The sequence below is a fragment of the Phytoactinopolyspora alkaliphila genome, from assembly GCF_010550695.1.
Taxonomy (GTDB): domain Bacteria; phylum Actinomycetota; class Actinomycetes; order Jiangellales; family Jiangellaceae; genus Phytoactinopolyspora; species Phytoactinopolyspora alkaliphila.
Map to the genome: position 1 here is coordinate 150,988 of NZ_JAAGOB010000010.1, position 18,861 is coordinate 169,848.

14 protein-coding genes are annotated in these 18,861 nt (G+C 69.5%); 7 read left to right on the top strand and 7 right to left on the bottom strand.

What is annotated here, in order from left to right:
• Positions 1-42 precede the first annotated feature (42 nt).
• Together G1H11_RS18350 and G1H11_RS18355 are read right to left on the bottom strand one after the other, a co-directional pair.
• A complete protein-coding gene (locus tag G1H11_RS18350) occupies positions 43-771 on the bottom strand; it encodes a GNAT family N-acetyltransferase (protein ID WP_163820039.1) in 729 nt (242 codons plus the stop codon).
• Positions 758-1,924 (bottom strand): trans-sulfuration enzyme family protein, encoded by a 1,167-nt coding sequence (locus G1H11_RS18355; RefSeq protein ID WP_163820040.1) that lies wholly within the window; start codon positions 1,922-1,924, stop codon positions 758-760. Before G1H11_RS18355 ends, G1H11_RS18350 begins: the two co-directional genes overlap by 14 nt.
• Positions 1,925-2,032: 108 nt before the next feature.
• On the opposite strand from G1H11_RS18355, the gene G1H11_RS18360 reads away from it, so the two are divergent.
• On the top strand, positions 2,033-4,861 hold the full coding sequence (locus tag G1H11_RS18360; RefSeq protein WP_216843906.1) for an FAD-binding and (Fe-S)-binding domain-containing protein: 2,829 nt from the start codon (positions 2,033-2,035) through the stop codon (positions 4,859-4,861).
• 50 nt (positions 4,862-4,911) lie between these two features.
• Here the strand turns inward: G1H11_RS18360 and G1H11_RS18365 are convergent, their stop codons facing one another.
• Positions 4,912-5,871: a helix-turn-helix transcriptional regulator gene (locus G1H11_RS18365; protein ID WP_163820041.1), complete on the bottom strand. Its 960-nt coding sequence runs from the start codon at positions 5,869-5,871 to the stop codon at positions 4,912-4,914.
• Positions 5,872-5,920: 49 nt separating this feature from the next.
• On the opposite strand from G1H11_RS18365, the gene G1H11_RS18370 reads away from it, so the two are divergent.
• Positions 5,921-6,859: a DinB family protein gene (locus G1H11_RS18370; RefSeq protein ID WP_163820042.1), complete on the top strand. Its 939-nt coding sequence runs from the start codon at positions 5,921-5,923 to the stop codon at positions 6,857-6,859.
• A 65-nt stretch (positions 6,860-6,924) separates the two neighbouring features.
• Here the strand turns inward: G1H11_RS18370 and G1H11_RS18375 are convergent, their stop codons facing one another.
• On the bottom strand, positions 6,925-7,275 hold the full coding sequence (locus G1H11_RS18375; RefSeq protein ID WP_216843907.1) for an ArsR/SmtB family transcription factor: 351 nt from the start codon (positions 7,273-7,275) through the stop codon (positions 6,925-6,927).
• A 94-nt stretch (positions 7,276-7,369) separates the two neighbouring features.
• Between G1H11_RS18375 and G1H11_RS18380 the strand changes: the two genes are divergently transcribed.
• The 5 genes from G1H11_RS18380 to G1H11_RS18400 all read left to right on the top strand — a co-directional run bounded on the left by G1H11_RS18380 (position 7,370) and on the right by G1H11_RS18400 (position 12,693).
• Positions 7,370-8,989, top strand: a complete 1,620-nt coding sequence (locus G1H11_RS18380) for an ABC transporter substrate-binding protein (protein WP_163820044.1) — start codon at positions 7,370-7,372, stop codon at positions 8,987-8,989.
• Positions 8,990-9,145: 156 nt separating this feature from the next.
• On the top strand, positions 9,146-10,099 hold the full coding sequence (locus tag G1H11_RS18385) for an ABC transporter permease (protein WP_163820045.1): 954 nt from the start codon (positions 9,146-9,148) through the stop codon (positions 10,097-10,099).
• Positions 10,092-11,036, top strand: coding sequence for an ABC transporter permease (locus G1H11_RS18390; RefSeq protein ID WP_216843908.1), 945 nt, complete (start codon positions 10,092-10,094; stop codon positions 11,034-11,036). The genes G1H11_RS18385 and G1H11_RS18390 overlap by 8 nt, the downstream gene beginning before the upstream one ends.
• Positions 11,033-12,046, top strand: coding sequence for an ABC transporter ATP-binding protein (locus G1H11_RS18395; protein WP_163820046.1), 1,014 nt, complete (start codon positions 11,033-11,035; stop codon positions 12,044-12,046). Before G1H11_RS18390 ends, G1H11_RS18395 begins: the two co-directional genes overlap by 4 nt.
• Entirely contained in the window at positions 12,037-12,693 is a 657-nt protein-coding gene (locus G1H11_RS18400; RefSeq protein ID WP_163820047.1) for an ABC transporter ATP-binding protein, read from the top strand. The genes G1H11_RS18395 and G1H11_RS18400 overlap by 10 nt, the downstream gene beginning before the upstream one ends.
• Positions 12,694-12,803: 110 nt before the next feature.
• Here the strand turns inward: G1H11_RS18400 and G1H11_RS18405 are convergent, their stop codons facing one another.
• From G1H11_RS18405 to G1H11_RS18415, 3 genes are all read right to left on the bottom strand, one after another.
• Positions 12,804-13,700: a DMT family transporter gene (locus G1H11_RS18405; protein ID WP_163820048.1), complete on the bottom strand. Its 897-nt coding sequence runs from the start codon at positions 13,698-13,700 to the stop codon at positions 12,804-12,806.
• A gap of 238 nt (positions 13,701-13,938) precedes the next feature.
• Complete coding sequence (locus G1H11_RS27160; RefSeq protein ID WP_163820049.1) at positions 13,939-16,194, bottom strand: LPXTG cell wall anchor domain-containing protein; 2,256 nt, start codon at positions 16,192-16,194, stop codon at positions 13,939-13,941.
• 310 nt (positions 16,195-16,504) lie between these two features.
• Complete coding sequence (locus G1H11_RS18415) at positions 16,505-18,856, bottom strand: LPXTG cell wall anchor domain-containing protein (RefSeq protein ID WP_163820050.1); 2,352 nt, start codon at positions 18,854-18,856, stop codon at positions 16,505-16,507.
• Positions 18,857-18,861: the final 5 nt, after the last annotated feature.

Sequence of the window (18,861 nt, forward strand, 5' to 3'; positions counted from 1 at the left end):
CCACGGGTGGACCATGCCATGGAAGCTTGTGCTGCCTCACGGTCACCTGAACAAACGTGCGGCGGCGACCGTCTCTCCGGCGAATCCCAAGCGGCGATAGAGGCGCACCGCCACGTGGTTGTCGAGGTCGACCATCAACGCCGCGCGGCCGTATCGCCTGACCAGGTCATGGGTGACGAAAGCCGTGGTGTCCTGCGCGTAGCCCATCCCGCGGACCAGGCCGTCGGTCAGCACCCCCGATATGAAGCCGACCCCGCCGCCGCTCCACGCGTCGGCGGCCAGCGCCACGAGCTGTCCGTCCTGGTGGCGCGCACCGGCCCAGCGGTGGTCCGGTGACTCCCCAGGTACCGCCCACGTCTCCGGGTGTACGCGTCGGGCGAGTGTTTCGGCCTCGGTCAGCTCCTCCGCGGTCAGCCACACGGCGCGCCGGGAGGACGCGGCGAGCGTGCGTGTCTCCATCCAGCCGAACTCGTGCGCCTCCGGCAGCTCCGGGATCTCTCGCACGATCGTATGGACGAGTTCGGCAGTGCCCAGGAGACGAAAGGTCACCGGTAACGCCGTCCGGATCTGCCGGGTGAGCTCTACAGCGTGGTGGGCAGGTCCCCGGACGACGAGCCGGTCCCGGCGGAACAGGTCCGGGGCGACGACGCCCACAGCGTCGCCGTATCCGTAGGCCGCGCCGCCGGACTCCAGGCGCTGCGCGGCCCAGCAGGCGAGCGCATCTCCGCCGGTGGCGGTGGCGACATCGGCGACCGTCTCAAACCGCTCCATGGTGCCTCGCCTCGTCGAACCGTCGGTCTCCACCACCGTCGAGGGTATCCAAGGGGTTGCTCAGGCGGAGCTCGTCGCGACGCGATGACTCAAGAGCGTGTTGGAGGTCGCGCCACAGGTCCTCGGCATCCTCGATGCCGACGGACAGGCGGATCAGCGACTCGTCCACGGTGGTGCTCTCGGCCGGCCAGCGGCGGCGACGCTCCAGGGTGGACTCGACGCCGCCGAGGCTGGTGGTGTGGACCCACAGGCGCGCGGCGGCCACCACGGCGTCGGCGCCCGCCGCCCCGCCGGGCACCTCGATGGACAGCACGGTGCCGAAGCCCGGATACCGCACCACCCGGACGTTCCGGTGCCCGGAGAGCCGGTCGGCGAGTTCGGCGGCCGTGGCCTGGGCGCGTTCCAGCCGGACACCAAGAGTGCGGATGCCGCGCAACGCCAGGAAAGTGTCCATGGGGCCGGGAACGGCGCCGTGCAGCTTGCGGTGCCGCTCAAGCGCGGCGAACAGCACGTCGCCGGACACCGCCGTGGCACCGAGCAGGACGTCGGAGTGACCACTCAGCAGCTTGGTCGCGCTATGAACGACGACGTCCGCCCCCAGCTGGAGCGGGCGCTGGAGGAGCGGTGTGGCGAAGGTGTTGTCGACCACGGTCAACGCACCGGCGGCGCGGGCGTCGTCGCTGATCTGCCTGATGTCGGCGATCTCCATGGTCGGGTTGGCCGGCGACTCCAGCCAGACCATGGCGGCGCCGTCGGCCGCCTTGCGCACGGCGGCCGGATCGGTCATGTCGACCTGCCGCACGGTGGCCCGGCCCGCTGCCTGCCGTTCCCTCAGCTGATCGAGGACGCCCAGGTATGCGGTCTGGGGGGCGACGACAACGGCCCCTTCGGGCACCATGGACAGCACCGCGCTGCAAGCCGCGAGGCCCGAGGCAAACGCCAGCGCTGTCCCGCCCTCCAAGCCGCCGAGGACGGATTCGAACGCCTCCCACGTGGTGTTCCCGTACCGGCCGTAGCCTCTTTCGCCGCCCGCGTGATACGTCGAGGCGAACGTGACGGGGGTGTTCAGCGGAGCGTCGGGTTCGGGCTCGGGGCGGCCGTCGACCACCAGCCGGGTTTGCGGGCTGAACTGTGCAGCGTGCGAAGGTGCCATGTGGCCCAGTATGCGGTGAGGGCTGCGGGCGCGACGGGAGGGTCGTCCGCTCGGCCGGACCGGTGACCGACCATGAGGCGGCCCAGTCCCGGGCGGTACGGTTGATGGGTGACCGGTGCCCTTGCCAGAGACGACGCTGCCCTCTCCGAGCTGCGCGGAATCGCCGGAGAGGCCGCGGTCCGCACATCCGTGACCGACCTCGCCGCGATGGCGCACGACGCGTCCCACTACCTGCTCCACCCGCGCGGCGTCTTCGTGGCTCAGGATGCCGGCCAGGTTGCGTCCGCGTTGCGGACCGCCCGGACACATGGCGTGCCGGTCACCTTCCGCTCGGCGGGGACCAGCCTGTCTGGCCAGGCCTCCACCGCGGGCCTTCTGGTCGACACGAGGCGGCACTTCTCCGGCATCGAGATCCTCGACGGCGGCGCCCGGGTCCGGGTACAGCCGGGCCTGACCCTGCGCCAGGTCAACGCGCGACTGGCACCGTACGCACGACGGCTCGGACCGGACCCGGCCAGCGAGTCGGCCTGCACCATCGGCGGCGTCGTGGCCAACAACTCCAGCGGGATGTCCTGCGGCACCACCGACACCGCCTACCGGACCATTGAATCGATGGTGCTGGTGCTTGCCAGCGGGATCACCATCGACACCGGCGCATCTGACGCCGACGCCAAGCTGCGACTGCTCGAGCCGGACCTCTACGCGGGCCTGCAGCGCCTGCGGGAGCAGGTTCGCTCCAGTCCGGCCATGCGGGCCACCATCGAGCATCAGTTCTCGATGAAGAACACCATGGGTTACGGCGTCAACGCGCTGCTCGACTTCAGCGAGCCGGTCGACATTCTCACCCACCTCGTCGTCGGCAGCGAGGGCACGCTCGGATTCGTCGCCGAGGTGACGCTTCGCACCGTCCCGCTGCTGGCACACTCCGCGACCAGTCTGCTGGTGTTCGAGTCGCTGCCGGCCGCCACTGACGCACTTGAGACGCTGATCGATTCCGGCGCGCGGGCCGTGGAGCTGCTTGACGCCGCGTCGTTGCGGGTGGCCCAGACCGACCCGGCGGCACCTCGGGCCGTCTCGGCGGTGGATGTGGCGGATCACACTGCCCTGCTGGTCGAGTACCAGGCACAGGATGCCGCCGCACTCGACCACGTCGTCGGCGAGGCCGGCCCCGTGCTTGACGGGTTGCGGCTCACGTCACCGGCCGAGCTCACTCGAGACCCCGCCATCCGGGCGCAGATGTGGCGGGTCCGCAAGGGCCTCTACACGGCGGTCGCCGGTGCCCGCCCGGTCGGGTCGACGGCCCTGCTTGAGGACGTCGTCGTTCCTGTGCCTGTGCTGACCTCCACGGTGAGCGAGCTGACCAGGCTGTTCGGTGTGCATGGCTACGGCGACGCCGTCATCTTCGGTCACGCCAAGGACGGCAACCTGCATTTCATGATCAATCCGATGCTGGCCGAACCGGAGGAACTGGCCCGGTACGAGGCATTCACCGAGGACCTCGTCGACCTTGTCCTCGCCAACGACGGCTCGCTGAAAGCCGAGCACGGCACCGGCCGGATTATGGCGCCGTTCGTGCGCCGCCAGTTCGGTGACGAGCTCTACGCCGTGATGCGGGAGATCAAGCGCCTCTTCGACCCGGAGGGTTTGCTGAACCCCGGCGTGCTGCTGGACGACGACCCGCAGGCTCATGTGAAGAACCTCAAGGTGGTACCCGCGGTGGATCCGGCCGTCGACAGCTGCGTCGAGTGCGGGTACTGCGAGCCGGTGTGCCCGTCGCGGAACACCACCACGACGCCGCGGCAGCGGATCGTGCTGATGCGAGAGATCGCGGCCGCCACGGGTGAGCGACGCCGGCAGCTGGAGGAGGAGTACTCCTACGCGGCGGTCGACACCTGCGCGGCCGACTCGCTGTGCGTCACGGCGTGCCCGGTCAGCATCGACACCGGCAAGGTCATGAAAGGCATGCGCGCGGAACGGCACGGTGCGCTGGCGCAACGGGCCGGTGTGACGGCCGCGAAGCATTGGGCCGGCACGGTGCGCGGGCTGCGGGCCGGGCTGAAGGCGGCAGAGGTGGTACCGGATCCAGTGCTCAGGAGCGGCAGCTCGGCAGCGCGGGCGGTCGTGGGCCGGGGTGTCGTCCCGGAGATCGACGGCGGTCTCCCGAAGGCGGGACCGCCGCGTCCGTCGCCGCAGGCTCCGCCGGACGCCTCGGTCGTGTTCTTCCCGGCCTGCATCGGCTCCATGTTCGGCCCGTCAGGAGGGGAGCTGGCTGGGCCCGGCTCGACGGCCGCGTTCCTGGCGCTGTGCGAGCGCGCCGGCGTCGAGGTGGCGATCCCGGAGGGGATCGCCGGACTGTGCTGTGGCACGCCGTGGGCCTCGAAGGGATTCACCAGCGGCAATACGGAGATGGCGCGACGGGTGTTCCGTGCGGTGTGGGAGGCGTCGAGGCACGGGAAGCTGCCGGTGGCGTGCGACGCGTCGTCGTGCGCTCACGGCCTCGAGCAGCTCGGCGACGCGCTCGACGGCGCGGACCGGGACCGCTACGCGCGGCTGCACATCCTGGACGCGGTGAGCTTCGTCCGCGAGTCCGTGCTGCCCGCGGTGCGGGTGCGCAGGCGGCTACCGTCACTGGCTGTTCACCCGACGTGTTCCACCGTGCACATGGGCACGATGGACGACCTCCGCGGTGTGGCTGAGGCGGTGGCCGACGTTGTGGTCGTCCCCAGCTCGTGGGGATGCTGCGGATTCGCGGGTGACCGTGGGCTGTTCTATCCGGAGCTGACCGACGGCGCCACCGAGGCCGAGGCCGCTGAGCTCGCCGACGCGGACGTCGTGGGCTATGCCTCGTCGAACCGGACGTGTGAGCTGGGCATGAGCCGCGCCACGGGCAAGGACTACCACCACATCCTCGAACTCCTGGAGCTGGCCACCCGCTGAGCGCCTTGCGTCCTGCACAACGTGGCCTGGGGCGCTCGCCATGCAGGACGTTAGGGCGTGGGCGACGTGCGGTGCGCGGCAAGGAGGGCGCGGGCGGCGTCGAGGATGTCCTGGCGAACGGCGTCCGGCTCCAGGACGATGACGTCGCCGGCGAGCCCGAGCAGATAGACGCGCGCCTCGTAGGCCTTCTCGAACGTCATCGCGACGTCCCACCAGCCGTCGGCGCACTCGGTGGCCTCATCGATGACGGCGTTCGGCGCCCACCGGAGGCGATGGCCGACGGCGTGGCGGACCCGGAGGCGAACTGGAGTGTCGCGGAGGCTCGCGAAGTACTGCTCGTTGCTGCGCTCCCAGTGTTCGGCGAGATCGAACCCGGCGGGGCGCTCGAAACCCTGCTCGGTGATGGCTGTATGCCGGATACGCGAGACCCGGTAGGTGCGGAACTCGGAGTCAGCGCGCTGCGCGATCAGGTACCAGGAGTTCTTCTTGGCGACGAGCCCCAGGGGAGCGACGACGACCTCCCCGGCGCCGGAGCCGTATCGCATCCGGACCAGCCGCTCCTCCCACAGCGCCCGCTGGAGCTCGGGAAGCGCGGTGGCGGCATCCCGGCCGCCTGACCAGTCGGCATGGTCGACGAGGATCCTTTCTCGAGCCAGGTCCGCGTCGCGGCGGGCATGAGCCGGGATGGTCGAGAGCAGCTTGGTGGCTGCGCTGGCCGCGGCATCGGCCAGTCCGAGGTCGGACAGGATGTGCTCTGTGGTCCCGATGAACAGTGCCCCGGTCTCGGCCGGGCTCAGGCCGGTGAGCCGGGTCCGATAGTCCGGCGCGAGGGACCAGCCGCCTGCCCGGCCGCGGTCGGCATAGACGGGGATTCCGGCCGAGCTGAGCGCGTCCAGATCACGCTGGATGGTGCGGGGTGACACCTCCAGGCTTGCAGCCAGCTCAGCGGCCGTGAGCCGGCCTCTGGTCTGCAACAGCAGGATGATCTGGACGAGACGATCCGCACGCATGAATCAAATATGACACAGGGTGTCTTATTTGAGGCCTACGGTGGTGGCCATGACGAATACGTGGCGCAGCGAACTGCTCGAACAACTGGAGTTCTATTGGACGGCCCACTTCTTGCCGCGTCTGAAGGGAATGACCGACGAGGAGTACTTCTGGGAGCCGGTGGGCGGCTGCTGGAGCCTGCGCGAGGACGGCCAGGGTGCGCTGGCGTTGGAGCTGTTCTCGCCGGAGCCTCCGGTGCCACCTGTTACCACCGTCGCGTGGCGGACCGTCCACATCGGCCGGGACATTTTCGGCACCCGCGCGCGTGCCCTCTTCGGCCCCACGCCCGCACCCGACGATGCCGACATGTACGACCTGCGGCACTGGCCCGAACCGCTTCCCCGGACCGCCGACGACGCTCTGGCCTTCCTCGAGCGGGCCTACGAGCTCTGGCACGATGGCGTGGCCGCCCTCAGCGATGAGGATCTCAGAGAGCCCCTCGGCCCCAAGGGCGGCGAGTTCGCCGAGTTCTCGATGTCCCAGCTGGTTCTCCACATCAACCGCGAGGTCATGGCACACGGAGCGGAGATCTGCCTGTTGCGTGACCTGTTCCGGGCATACCGGGATCGCCAGGATCCCGTGGTGGCGGCATGCCTCGCCGGCGGCGCGGACGCGGTGGCAGGGCTGCTGGCCGAAGACTCGGCCGCGAGCGAGCGGTTGCGGGCGCGCCGACCGCAGCTGGTCGCCGAGGTTGCCGGGCTGCGCCACTGGGACGTCCTCCGGTTGCTCGTGGAGCACGGCCTCGACGTCAACGCCGGCTCTCCGTCAGCCCTGCACTACGCGGCGGCGGCCGGTGCTGTGGACGAGGCGCGATTCCTGATCGAACACGGCGCCGACCTGGAGAGCGTGGATAGCCGATTCGGTTTCCCGCCGGCCGGCTGGGCCGACTACTTCGGCCAGAGCGAGGTAGCCGGTTACCTGCGGAAAGCCGCTGGCGTGGTGCGCTGAACGCACGTACCAGAACGTTTCGGCGGCGAGGATGGCGTGCACTCAGCGCACCGGGCCCGCCGCTGCTAGCTGTGCTCGTTCGAGTGGGTCGCGCCGAGCCGGTGCAGCATGTCATGGATGGTGTCGTCGTCGAGCGAGTAGAGGATGGCGCGCCCCTGCCGCTGAAACCGCACCCAGCCGTTGCTGCGCAGCAGCCGCAGCGCATGCGACACCGATGTGTCGCTCATCCCACATGCGGCCGCGAGGTCGGAGACGGCGATCCCCGGCGCCCGGTGGAGGCAAAAGAGCAGCCGGAGCCGGTTGGGGTCAGCGAGCAGCGCGAACCTGCTCGCCCACTCCTCGATCGCGTGATCGTCATGCAGGGCAGCAGCCGCTTCGGCCCGCTTACCGGGATCGATCGCTGGGACGTCAGGCACAGGCCACATCTTGCCATCAGGAGCCGTGCCCCGTTCATCCCATGGCCTTGCCCACCTTCACAACTGAACAAGTGTTCAGCTAACGTCGTGATACGTGAACCGACGTTTGTCTCTCGTGCTCATCGCAGGTGTCGTGCTGGCTGCCGGGTGCGGCGCGCCCAGCGAAGGCGGCACCAGCGACGACGTCCTCCATCAGCTGGTCCTGGCCGACTCCTACGAGCCGGAGAACCTCAACCCCGTCACCGGACACGGGGAAGACGGGTCCTCGAAGGTCTACGACGGCCTGCTCCGGCTCGCCGCGACCGAGAACGGCGCACCCGTCCTCGAGCCAGCGCTGGCCGAGAGCCTGCCTGAGGTGAACGACGACGCGACGCAGTGGACCGTGACGCTGCGCGACGATGTCACTTTCCATGACGGCTCGGAGTTCGACGCCGACGATGTCGTGGCCACGTTCGAGGCGATCCTCGATCCGGAGTTCGCCTCGCCGCTGGCGTCGTCGTACGCGATGCTCGAAAGCGTCGAGAAGCTCGGCGAGCGCGAGGTCCGCTTTCACCTGGATCATCCCTACGCCGCATTCGACACCAGGATGCTGCTGGGCATCGTGCCCGGCGAGGCTGTGCGGGACCCGGGGCCGGTCGAGGAGTCGTCGCTCAACACCGACCCGGTCGGCACTGGCCCGTACCGGCTGGCCGAGTGGCGCCGTGGCGACCAGCTCGTCCTGGAGGCGAACGAGGAGTACTGGGGCGGCGTTCCCGACGTCAGCAGGCTGACCGTGGTCTCCGCGCCCGACGACAACACACGTGCTCAGCGGATGCGGGCCGGCGATTTCGATGGCGCCTGGCTGCCCCCGAAGCTGGCGGCCACCTTCGAAGGCATCGACGGTATGGACGTGGTGGCGAACCCGAGCGCGGACTGGCGCGGAATCACCATGCCCTCGGACCATCCCGTCACCGGAGACCGGGACATCAGGCTGGCGCTGAACCTCGCCGTCGACCGCGAGGCGATGATCGAGACGGTCCTGGCCGGTTACGGCGTGCCGGCATTCACCTTGATTCCCGAGGCGCTCGGTGTGTTCTACGACCCCACGGCGGTCTTCGAGCACGACGTCGAGGCCGCGCGGAGGCTGCTCGACGAGGCTGGATGGCTCGAGGGCGACGACGGCATCCGGGTCAAGGACGGCCAGCGAGCAGAGTTCACGGTGATGTACTTCCCGTCCGAGACGCTCCGTCGCGACCTCGGGCAGGCGTTCGTGTCGGACGCGCGGGCCGTCGGCGTGGAGGTGAGCCTGGAAGGTGTGGACAGGCCGGCGTTCCGGCCGCGAATCCCGGAGGATGCCGGTGTCCTGGGCGGCGGTGATTTCCCGTTCGACCCCGACCCGCAGGTGTACACGTCACTGCATTCACGGTTCGCGGACTACGACGCGAACAATCCGTTCCTCAACCCCACGGCCTACCGCAACGACGCCGTGGATGCGGCGCTCGACGCGGGCCGCGGCAGTCTCGACGACGACGAGCGGGTGGCGGCATACCGGACGATTCAGCGGGAGCTGATCGAGAATCCGCCCTACGTCATGCTCGCCTTCCTGGACCACACGTACGTCGTCCGGGGCGATGACTGGACCGGCAGCGCAGCGGTCGTCGAGCCGCACGCGCATGGGGTGGCGTGGGGACCGTGGTGGAACCTCCACGAGTGGGAATGGCGAGGTGAAGAGTGAGCGGACTGGCGGATGCGACGCAGAAGCCCCCGCCCCTCGCCAGGCATGCCAGGGGTTGGGGTCGTTGAAAACGGACAAATCGGGCCGCGGAGCGACCACAACCCATGCCAGGGGTTGTGGTCGGTGGTAGGGCAGAGGCGGCGGCTGATCGCGCGGATGGCTTTTCGCCGGCTGGCGATGGTCGCGCCCGTGCTGTTCCTGACGTCGGCGGTGGTCTTCGGCCTTGCGGCGGCCTCACCCTTCGATCCGCTGGCGGGCTATCTGGGAGACCGGTACCTGACGTCGGGCGCCGCGGAGCAGGAGCAATTGCGTGTGACGCTGGGGCTCGACGACCCGTGGTACGAGCAGTACACCCGGTGGCTCGGCAGCCTCCTGTCCGGTGATCTCGGCACGTCGCGGGTGTACGGACAGCCGGTGGCACAGGTGCTGGCCGAGCGGCTTCCCTGGACGATGCTCCTGGCCGGCACCGCGCTCGCCGGAGCCGTGCTGGGCGCGCTGGTCCTCGGTGTCTGGACGGCGTGGCGGCAGGGCGGCCTGGCCGATCGGCTCGTGACGGGGCTGGCGCATGCGCTTGAGGGCGTTCCGCCCTTCGTCTCCGCCCTGGTGGCGATCGGCGTGTTCGCCCTCGGGCTGTCCTGGCTTCCGGTCGCGGGGCTCACCGATGCGGGGGCGGAGGTGAGCTTCGGCCAGGTCGCGCGGCATCTGGTGCTGCCCGCGGGTGTCCTGGCCATCGCGCAGATGCCGTGGCTGCTCCTGCACGTGCGGCAGTCGCTGCTCGGTGCTCTTGGCGAGGATCATGTCACCGGGGCACGGGCACGGGGCCTGGCGGCGCGGGTGGTGATGCTGCGCCATGTGCTGCCCACGGCGTTGCTGCCGTTCATCACGCTGGTCGGCACGCGACTGCCGGAGCTGGTGACCGGAGCGATCCTGGTCGAGTCGGTCTTCTCCTGGCCGGGCGTGGCCGAAGCGGTGGTCCGCTCCGCCACTCAGGTGGACTTCCCCATGCTGGCGGCCCTGACGTTGCTGTCCGCGGTGGTCGTCCTGCTGGGGTCGCTGATCGCGGATGTGGCCTACGCGCTCCTGGATCCGAGGGTGGCGACCGATGGCTGACGCGACTCGTGTGAGCCCGGGGGAAGCAGCGAAGGACCGCGGCGATCCAGGTGAGTGGATCGACGCCGGCCGGAGCTGGACTCGAGCCCGGCGGACCACGAAGCGGGCCCGGTGGCCGGCGCGGCGCCGGCTCGGCGCCGGGATGACGGCGTTGGCGATACTGATCGCCTACGCGGTCCTGGTGCCCGCGGTCGCCGGTATCGACGAGCGGATGGTGGACCTGTCGATGGCGGGTACGGTGCCGTCGGCCGCACATCCGTTCGGAACCGACCAGGCGGGCCGCGACCTGTTCGTCCGCACGGCCGCCGGCCTGCGCATCTCGTTGCTGATCGCCGGCCTGTGCGCCGTGCTGTCGACGATCCTGGGTGTGGCCGTGGGCGCACTGGCCGGAGCTCTGGGCGGCTGGGTGGACCGGATCGTCATGCGGGTGGTGGACACGGTGAACGCCGTGCCTCACCTGTTGCTGGGGATCGTGATCGTGGCCCTGTATCGGGGAAGCCTGGTGGCGATCGTGGCGTCGATCGCGCTGACTCACTGGGCCCCGGTGGCGCGGTTGATCAGGTCCGAGGTCCTGTCGTTGCGGCAGCGGGAGTTCATCGATGCCGCGATCTCCGGTGGGGCCAGCCGGCGGAGGGTCATCCGGCGGCACTTCCTGCCCGCCGTGGTCCCGCAGGCGGTGCTGGCCGCCGTCCTTCTCCTGCCTCATGCGGTATGGCACGAGTCGGCCCTGAGCTTTCTCGGTCTCGGGCTGCCGCCGCACCGCGCCAGCCTCGGCACTCTTCTCGACGAGGCTCGCGAGTCGTTGCTGCTCGGGTCGTGGTGGACGCTGGTATTCCCGTCGCTGATGCTCGTCCTCACCACTCTCGCGGTCGCCGCGTGTGGCGCCGCCTGGCGAGACCGGGTGCTGCCCCGGCGCCTTGCCGAGGAGATGCGATGACGACGTCAGCCCATGATCAACGGCATCGCGCGAGTGATACGCCTGCACCCGACGTCCTCGTGGACGTCCACCGGCTGTCGGTCCGGATCAGGACCCCACTCGGACATGTGGTGCATGCTCTGAACGACGTCTCGTTCGGTCTCCGCCCGGGCCGGGTGCTGGCCCTTGTCGGGGAAAGCGGCAGCGGCAAATCGGTGCTGGCGGCCACGATCCTCGGGCTGCTGCCGGCTAACGCGCAAGTTCGTGGGCGGATCATGCTCCATGACGGCGGGGAGTCGATCGACCTGCTCCGGGCTTCGGAGACACGCCTGGCTGCGAAGGTGCGAGGCCGGCGGATCGGCCTTGTCCCGCAGTCCGCGTCGACGCACCTCACCCCCGTGCGGACTGCCCGTTCCCAGCTCGAGGAAGCGGTGCGGGCTCTCACCCCCCGTGGTCATCGGCGGTTCGGCGCGTCATCACGCGGGCAATCGTTGACGATCACGGAGCGAGTGCGTGAGCTGGCCGGCCATGTGGGTCTGGATCCGGCCGATCTCGCGCTCTACCCCCACGAGATGTCCGGTGGAATGGCGCAGCGGGTCGCCACCGCGTTGGCCCTGGCCGGCGACCCGCGAGTGGTCGTCGCCGACGAACCCACCGCCGGTCTGGACCGGGAGCTGGTGCACCTGACGGTCGACCTCTTGCGTGCCCTGGCCTCCGAAGGCCGCACGGTGCTGCTGATCACCCACGATCTCGGGGCGGCCGAACGGGTCGCGGATGACATCGCCGTCATGTACGCAGGTCGGATGCTGGAGTTCGGCCCGGCCACACAGCTCCTGTCCGATTCGTGGCACGACTACACCCGCGGATTGCTGAGGGCGTTGCCCGCGGGAGGTCTGGTGCCGATCCCCGGCCAGCCTCCGTCGTTGACGGATCTGCCACCGGGCTGCGCGTTTCATCGCCGCTGTCCCGGTGAATGTTCCGGCGATCTGGCACTGACCTGGTTCGGCGAGAGGGCGGTGGCATGTCGCTGACGGCTACGCAGATCACCGTCGGGTACCGCCGCGGTGCGCCGGTGCTCCGGCAAGCGGGCGTGATCGTCGGGCCCGGGCAGGTCGTGGGGCTTGCCGGCCCCAGCGGCTGTGGGAAATCGACCCTCGCCCGGGTGCTCGCGATGCTCCTTCCGGCCTGGTCCGGTGAAGTGTGGGTGGACGGCGTGCTGGCAGGCGGCGCGCGGCACCGGATTCCGCGTCAATTGCGCACCGCCGTCGGGGTGGTGTTCCAGTCCCCGCGTCGTTCGGTGGATCCTCGGTTCACGTTGGCCGACGTCATCGCCGAACCGCTGCGTGCCACCCATGTCCCGTCGTCGGACGCCGAAGCACGGGTAAGGGAGCTCGTCTCGCGGGTGGAGTTGACTGGCGATCTGCTGGCTCGCCGGCCGCACGAGGTGAGCGATGGCCAGCTGCAGCGTGCGTGCCTGGCCCGTGCTCTGGCGCTTCGCCCGCGCTACCTGGTGTGTGACGAGATGACGTCGATGCTGGACGCCTCCACGGCCGCCGCGCTGGTGAGTGAAGTCCGCCGTGAGGTCAGCGGTCGGCGGATGGGCGTGCTGGCGGTGAGCCACGATCGCGAGCTTCTCGACGTGTGGGCCGACGACGTGGTCAGCCTCGGGAGCGAGTAGCCCGTGCCGCACCGCGCTCGCCGAAACATGCCGTCGATGCCACCCTGTGGCCCGGCTAGCCAGCGCAGAACGTCGGCGGCGTGATGGAGAAGTGTCAGGAGTGGGTGAAGTCATGACGGCTGGACGGTCGGGAGGTCGGTATCACGTGCACGAGGTCGCAGATCACGGGCAGTGGCCAGCACCGAACCGGTCAGAATGAGAGCGAAACCGAACGCCGTGGTGGCCGTGAACGGCTCGTCGAGAATGGATACGCCGAGCACCAGTGCCACCGCGGGATTGATGTAGGTGATCACGGTGGCCCGGGCCGGACCGACCTCGGCGATCAGCATGAAGAAGACGACGAAGGCTATGGCTGTGCAGATCACGCCGAGGCCGCCGACGCTGAGCCATGCGGGCGTGCTGAGCGCCTCCTCAGGCCACAGCGCTATGCCGAATGGCGTGTACACGAGCGCCGCGATGGTGAGCGAGCATGCCATGACGCCGAGGCCTGGCTGGCCCGCGAGGTATTTGGACAGGATGATCGGCCCGAGAGCGTAGCCGACGGCCACCCCTCCGATGGCGGCTACCGACCACAGGCTGCTGGCGTCGATGTCGAAGCCCACCAGCGCGGCCACGCCGGCGAAACCCACCAGCAGGCCGAGGACACGGCGGCGATCCACGTGTTCATGGCCGGTGGTGGCGACGATCACCGCGCCCACCAACGGCACAGCGGCGATGAGGAGCCCGGTGAGGGAGCTGGAGAGGTCTTGCTGCGCGTAGCTGAGCAACAGCCACGGGATACAGATCTCGACGCCGGTGAATACCAGGAGGGCACGCCAGTGTCTGAGCACGGGCCGCAGGTACCCCTGCTTGGCGGCGAGCGGCAGGAGGATTGCCGCCCCGATCGCGGTCCGGGCGAACACCAAAGCTGCGGGCGGCACCTCGTCGACAGCCACCTTGGTGAGCATGTATGGAATGCCCCAGATCAATCCCATGGCGATGAACAGAACCCACCCACGCCGCGACATCGTGCGTCCCTTCCTGGCGCTGCTGGCCGATGTGCAGCGCGATCCAGGAAACAGTATCGGGCCGCGGTGACAGAGTCGGCGCGCGATGGACGGACATGCACCGTCGATATCCGGACACGGGTAGCCCAGGCCGGGACGTGCGCATCCGGGGCGCGCATAGACGAGCGGCCCGCCCCGGAAGGATCCGGGGCGGGCCGCTCGTCTATGCGTTGCTTATCCCGCGTGTGAGGCGCGAACCTCAGACGTTGGAGGTGTTACGACGGGCCCGAAGAGCGAGCGCGCCGCCACCGGCGGCCAGCAGGCCGACACCGATGAGGATCATCGGCAGGCTGCTCGAACCGGTGTCCGGCAGGTCCTCGTCGTCGTCGCCGTTGTCGCCACCGTTGCCACCTGTGGTGACGGTGAAGGTGACCGACGCCTCCGACTCGGACAGCTCGGCGTCTCCATCCGGAAGCACGGCCATGGCGGTCAGCGTGTACTCGCCGTCCTCCAGTGCCTCGTCCGGAGTGAAGCTCCAGTTGCCGTCCTCGTCGATCTCGAAGTCGCCTTCCCAGGCGGTGTAGTCCTCGTCCTCGTCCGTCGCGGCGAACTCGTCGGAGGCCGCACCCAGGGCCGGGGCGGCGTCGTCGCTGGCGCTGATCTCACCCTCGAGGTACAGGCCGACCTCGGCGCCGGGGAACGAGGTTCCCTCGAAGACGACGTCACCGGAGACCTCGGCGCCGTCCTCAGGAGCCGTGATGGTCACCTCAGGAAGTCGGATGCCCAGGTCACTGACCGTCGCGGTCTGGACGTCCTCGCCGGCAACCTGCGTGACGGTCGCGTCGAAACGCTCGCCCCGCGGCAGGTCGGAGTCGGGCTTGATCTCCCAGGCGCCCTCGTCGGTGATGGTGGCGGCGCCGAACTCGTCGTCGCCGACACTCAGCGTGACCTCAGCGCCGGGCTCGCCGGTGCCCTCGAAGGGCGGACGCGCGTTGCTGGTGGTCTGACCGTCGCTCGGGGAGGTGATCTCCAGCTCGGCGACCTCCGGCTCCGGCTCGCCCTCGACCACCGTGAAGGTGCCCGGGGCTTCGGCGGAGGAGGAGTAGTTGCCGTAGAACGCCTGAGCGACGTAGGTGTACTCGGTGCCGACCTCAAGCTGCTCGTCGATGGTGACGGCGAAGTCGCCATCGGCGTCGACGGTGGCCTCGAAGTCACCCACGCCCTCGACGGTGACGTCGACGGTGTGGTTCACGCCGGCGGCCTCGACCGAACCGGAGAGCACGGTGCCGGACTCGCCGACCAGAGCCTCGTCGTCGACCGACGGGACGTTGACCTCGACGTTGAGCTCCCACTCGGCGCCGTACAGGTCCGTGGCGTTGTAGTCGCCGCCGGAAACCGCGTAGCCGATGCCGAAGCCGTCGTCGTCGCAGTCGTCGAAGTTGGAACCGGAGTTCACGCCGAGCGCGTAGTTGCCGACCACGATGGAGCCGCCGCTGTCGCCGCCGAGCATGCAGGCGTCGAACACGAAGCCGGTGATGGTCTCACCCGTGGTGAACTCGACGGTCACTTCGGCGTCGCTGATCTCGCCGCAGCTCCAGCCCGAGGTGGCGCCGGACTTGCAGGCTTGCGCGCCCACGACCGCGTCGATCGAGTCGTAGACCGTCACCGAGTCGGCGTCGGGGTTGCCGCTGCCGCCGCCCCAGCCTGCGACCTGCGGAACGCCTTCCCAGTCACCTTCGGTGACGTCGATGAGGCCACCGTCGTGGTGCACGTCAACGCCGAACTTGAACGTCCCGCTGACGAGCTCTCCCAGGCCGGGACCGGGGAAGTCCTCGAAGAACCACTCGTCGGTGTCCCAGATCGGCTCATCCAGGTCGATGTGGTGCACCGGCCCTTCGAACTCGGTGTAGGACTTGTCGAGACCGCAGTGTCCGGCGGTGAGGAACCGGTCGTCACCGTTGGGCGCGAAGCCGCTGAAGCCGACGGAACAGCGGTAAGCGCCGGTGTAGGTCTCGTCCGTGGGGATCGCGTAGCCGTAGCCGCCCTTGTGGTCGGCCTTGGCCTCGAACTCGTAGTCGGAGTAGTCGCCGGACTCGGGCTTGCCGACCTCGACGTTGGCTCCGACGGCCAGAGCAGCATCGACGTCGGCCTCGGCCGAGACGTAGATGGTGACGTCCTGTCCGTCGATGGAAACGCCCTCGACGCCGACACCGTCGGCGGAGAGGGTGGCCGCGACGTCAGCCGCAACCTTGGCGGTCTCTGCGTTGGCCAGGTACTGCTCGGCCGAAATCCCGAGATCGCGCTGGATGGCGTCCTTGAGACCGCCGGGAAGTTCGGCGGCCTGAGCGGAGAAGTCCTCCGCGTTGAAGGTTTCGATGGTTGCTGCAGGGGTGTCTTCGTCTGCGTAGGCGGCGCCGGCTGTGGCCACCACACCGCCGCCGACGAGCGAAGCGGCAGCGACGAATCCCGCTGCTCGCTTGGCACCGCGTCGGAAGCGGTACACGGAGTTACTCACGCATGTCTCCAGTTCTGTGTCATGAACATCATGTTCCGGATGCCCTCGTCTCCCACAGGGCGACGCACCTCCGCCGCATTGAGACGGAGGACCGGAACCGGGGTCACGCTACCGGAAGGTCTAGTCCGCGCGCACCTGCACCCTAGCGGTGATCTTGGTTAACATTTGGTAACGATCGCCCCACCAGGGGAACCAGCGCCCATTTTGGTGCGGAAAGGACATGCGCAAGGCTGCCGGCTTTCGAGAAAGCTCATCGCTTTCGTCTCAGGTACCGAGATGTCCCACTGAGTGGGAAATGCCGAGACCGGTGTCAGGCCGGCGATGTGCTGCGACGGCGGCGCCAGAACAGGGTCGATCCGCCCAAGGTGAACAGTATCGCGGCGACCGCGATGAACGGAGCCGGAGATGTTCCCGTCTCGGCGAGGTCGTCGGGGTCGGCGGCGCGGGTGCCGCGGGCGTCGAGCCCCACCACGTCGACAGTGGCGGCGGCGGAGCGTTCGGAGATCAGGTCGTCGACAGCCTGAACGGCGCTGACGGTGTACTTGCCGGGGGGCAGGTCACCGAGATTGACCTCCCAGCCGCCGCTCTCGTCTGCTTGGGCGACGTGTTCCCTGGCGGACGCGGTGGGCTCGCCGGAGTCCTCCGGCTGGAACGGCTCCACTCGCGCCGCGACCGTGCTTCCGGGCATCGCGGTGCCCAGCACCACGTAGCCGTTCGATACGCCGCCCGAGATATCGGAGACCAGCGGGGCCCCGGGAACGATCCCGATGCCTTCGACGATTGTCTCGTCCTCCGTGTCCCCGGCCAGTTGCGTGATCGTGGCATCGAAGCGGCCGGCCCGGCGGGCCTCACGCGGGGTGACGGTCCAGGCGCCGTCGTCGTCGACCACGGTCGTCGTCGTCTGGTCGTCGAACTTGAGTGAAATGCGCGCTCTGGGCTCTCCGGTACCGGAGAAGCGCGGGCGTGTGCTGGACGTCGCCTCGCGGTCCGCCGGCGTCGCCACCACGAGCGCGGCGACCTCGTCCACCTCGAACGAACCGGTAACGGTCTCCGAGACCGTTGTTTCGCCCCCGGTAGTGGGTGTGTGCCGCGCGGTGACGCTGTAGCTGTGCTCGCCGGCGGTCAGCGAATCTTCCAGCGGAGCCCGCCACCGGCCGTCCGCTCGAACTTCGGCCTCGACGGGATCGGCGCCACCTACCGTGACCGTGACCGTCGTGCCTGCGGCGGCGTCGATCCGACCACGGATCGTCGGCTGCTGGCCGGTCACATCTCCCTCGACGGGGGCGGTGACCTCTGGGGTGCCGACGTAAATGGACAAGCTCCACTCGTCCTCGTAGAGCGCGAACGCGCTGTGCTCGGCACCGGCCAGGGCGTAGCCGAGAGCGACGTGCGATGACTCGGCGCGGTCTCGTTCAGCACAGTCGGCGTCGGTCATCGTCGAGCCGGAGACAGTGCCCAGGGCGTAGTTCCCGATGACGACCGGGGCGCCGCCGTCGCCCGGCACCGTGCAGGCGTCGAACATGAAGCCGGTGACGATCTCGTCGCCGACTGGTGCCTCGGTGTTCGTCGCGAGGATGCGGCCGCAGGTCCAGCCGGATGCGGCTCCGCCGGAGCACGCGGGAGCCCCGGTGATCGCGGGGATCGAATCGAAGATCTCCAAGCCCTCGCCCGGTGCCTGCTCGTCGTCCACCGCCGAGACTTCGGGACGCACGGTCCAGGAGGCCGCGATGGCCACGAGCGCCGTGTCGTGGCCGTCGCCGTAGCGCGAGGCTCCGTCGACGAAGCCGCCCAGCGCTTCCTCGCCGGCGTCGGCGTCCTGCTCGTCCTCCTGCTCGCCGTCATGTTCGGTGTTCTCGACCACGGGGGAGTCGCCGGTGTCGTCCCCTTCGGTGAGGGAGCCGTCCCCGTCGTCCTCGCCGTCGTCGTCGGTGAGGGACAGGCCCAGCAGGCCGGTCAGCCGGTCCAGCGGTCCGGATTCGCCTTCGGTACAGTGACCTGCTGTGAGAGCGGCCGAGCTGCCGTTGGCGAGGACGCCCGTGAAGGCGGCGGTGCACTCGTAGACATAGAGGTCGTCGTCGGTCCAGTAGCCGAAGCCGCCGCGCAACGTGTCGTCCTCGGACCGCGCATCCGGATCCGGTGCTCGCGAGGACCGGGCCGACACGGGCAGGAGGTCTTCTTCGACCGGTACGACTTCTTCCGCGCGTCGGTCGATGTACACCACGCGGCCCTGGCTGCGCGCCGCCGTGGCGGCATCGGTCAGCGCGTCGCCCACGTGCACGGTGGCGCCGGCCGCGGCCGCAAGGGATTCGTCGGAGCGGTCCTTCACCACGACGTGCAGGTCGCGGCCGGCCAGCCACGCCGACGACACGGCGTCACCGAGCGAGGCGATCACGTCCGTGGCGGCGCGTGCCGTCGCCGCCTGGGCGAGGTATTGCTCAGGCGACAGGTCCAGATCACGCTCGACGGCGACGACGAGGTCGCGGGGCAGTCGCCCGGCCTGCTCGGTGAAGTCCGCCGGCTCGAACTCGCCCATCTCGACCTCGGGACGGGCCTCCGGCTCCTCAGGCACGGGGGACGCGCTGGCGGCGACCGCAGTGGCGGTCACCAACGCGGACGCCATCGTGGCGAGCGTCAACCGCCGACCGGTCGCGCGAGCGTTCATGAAAC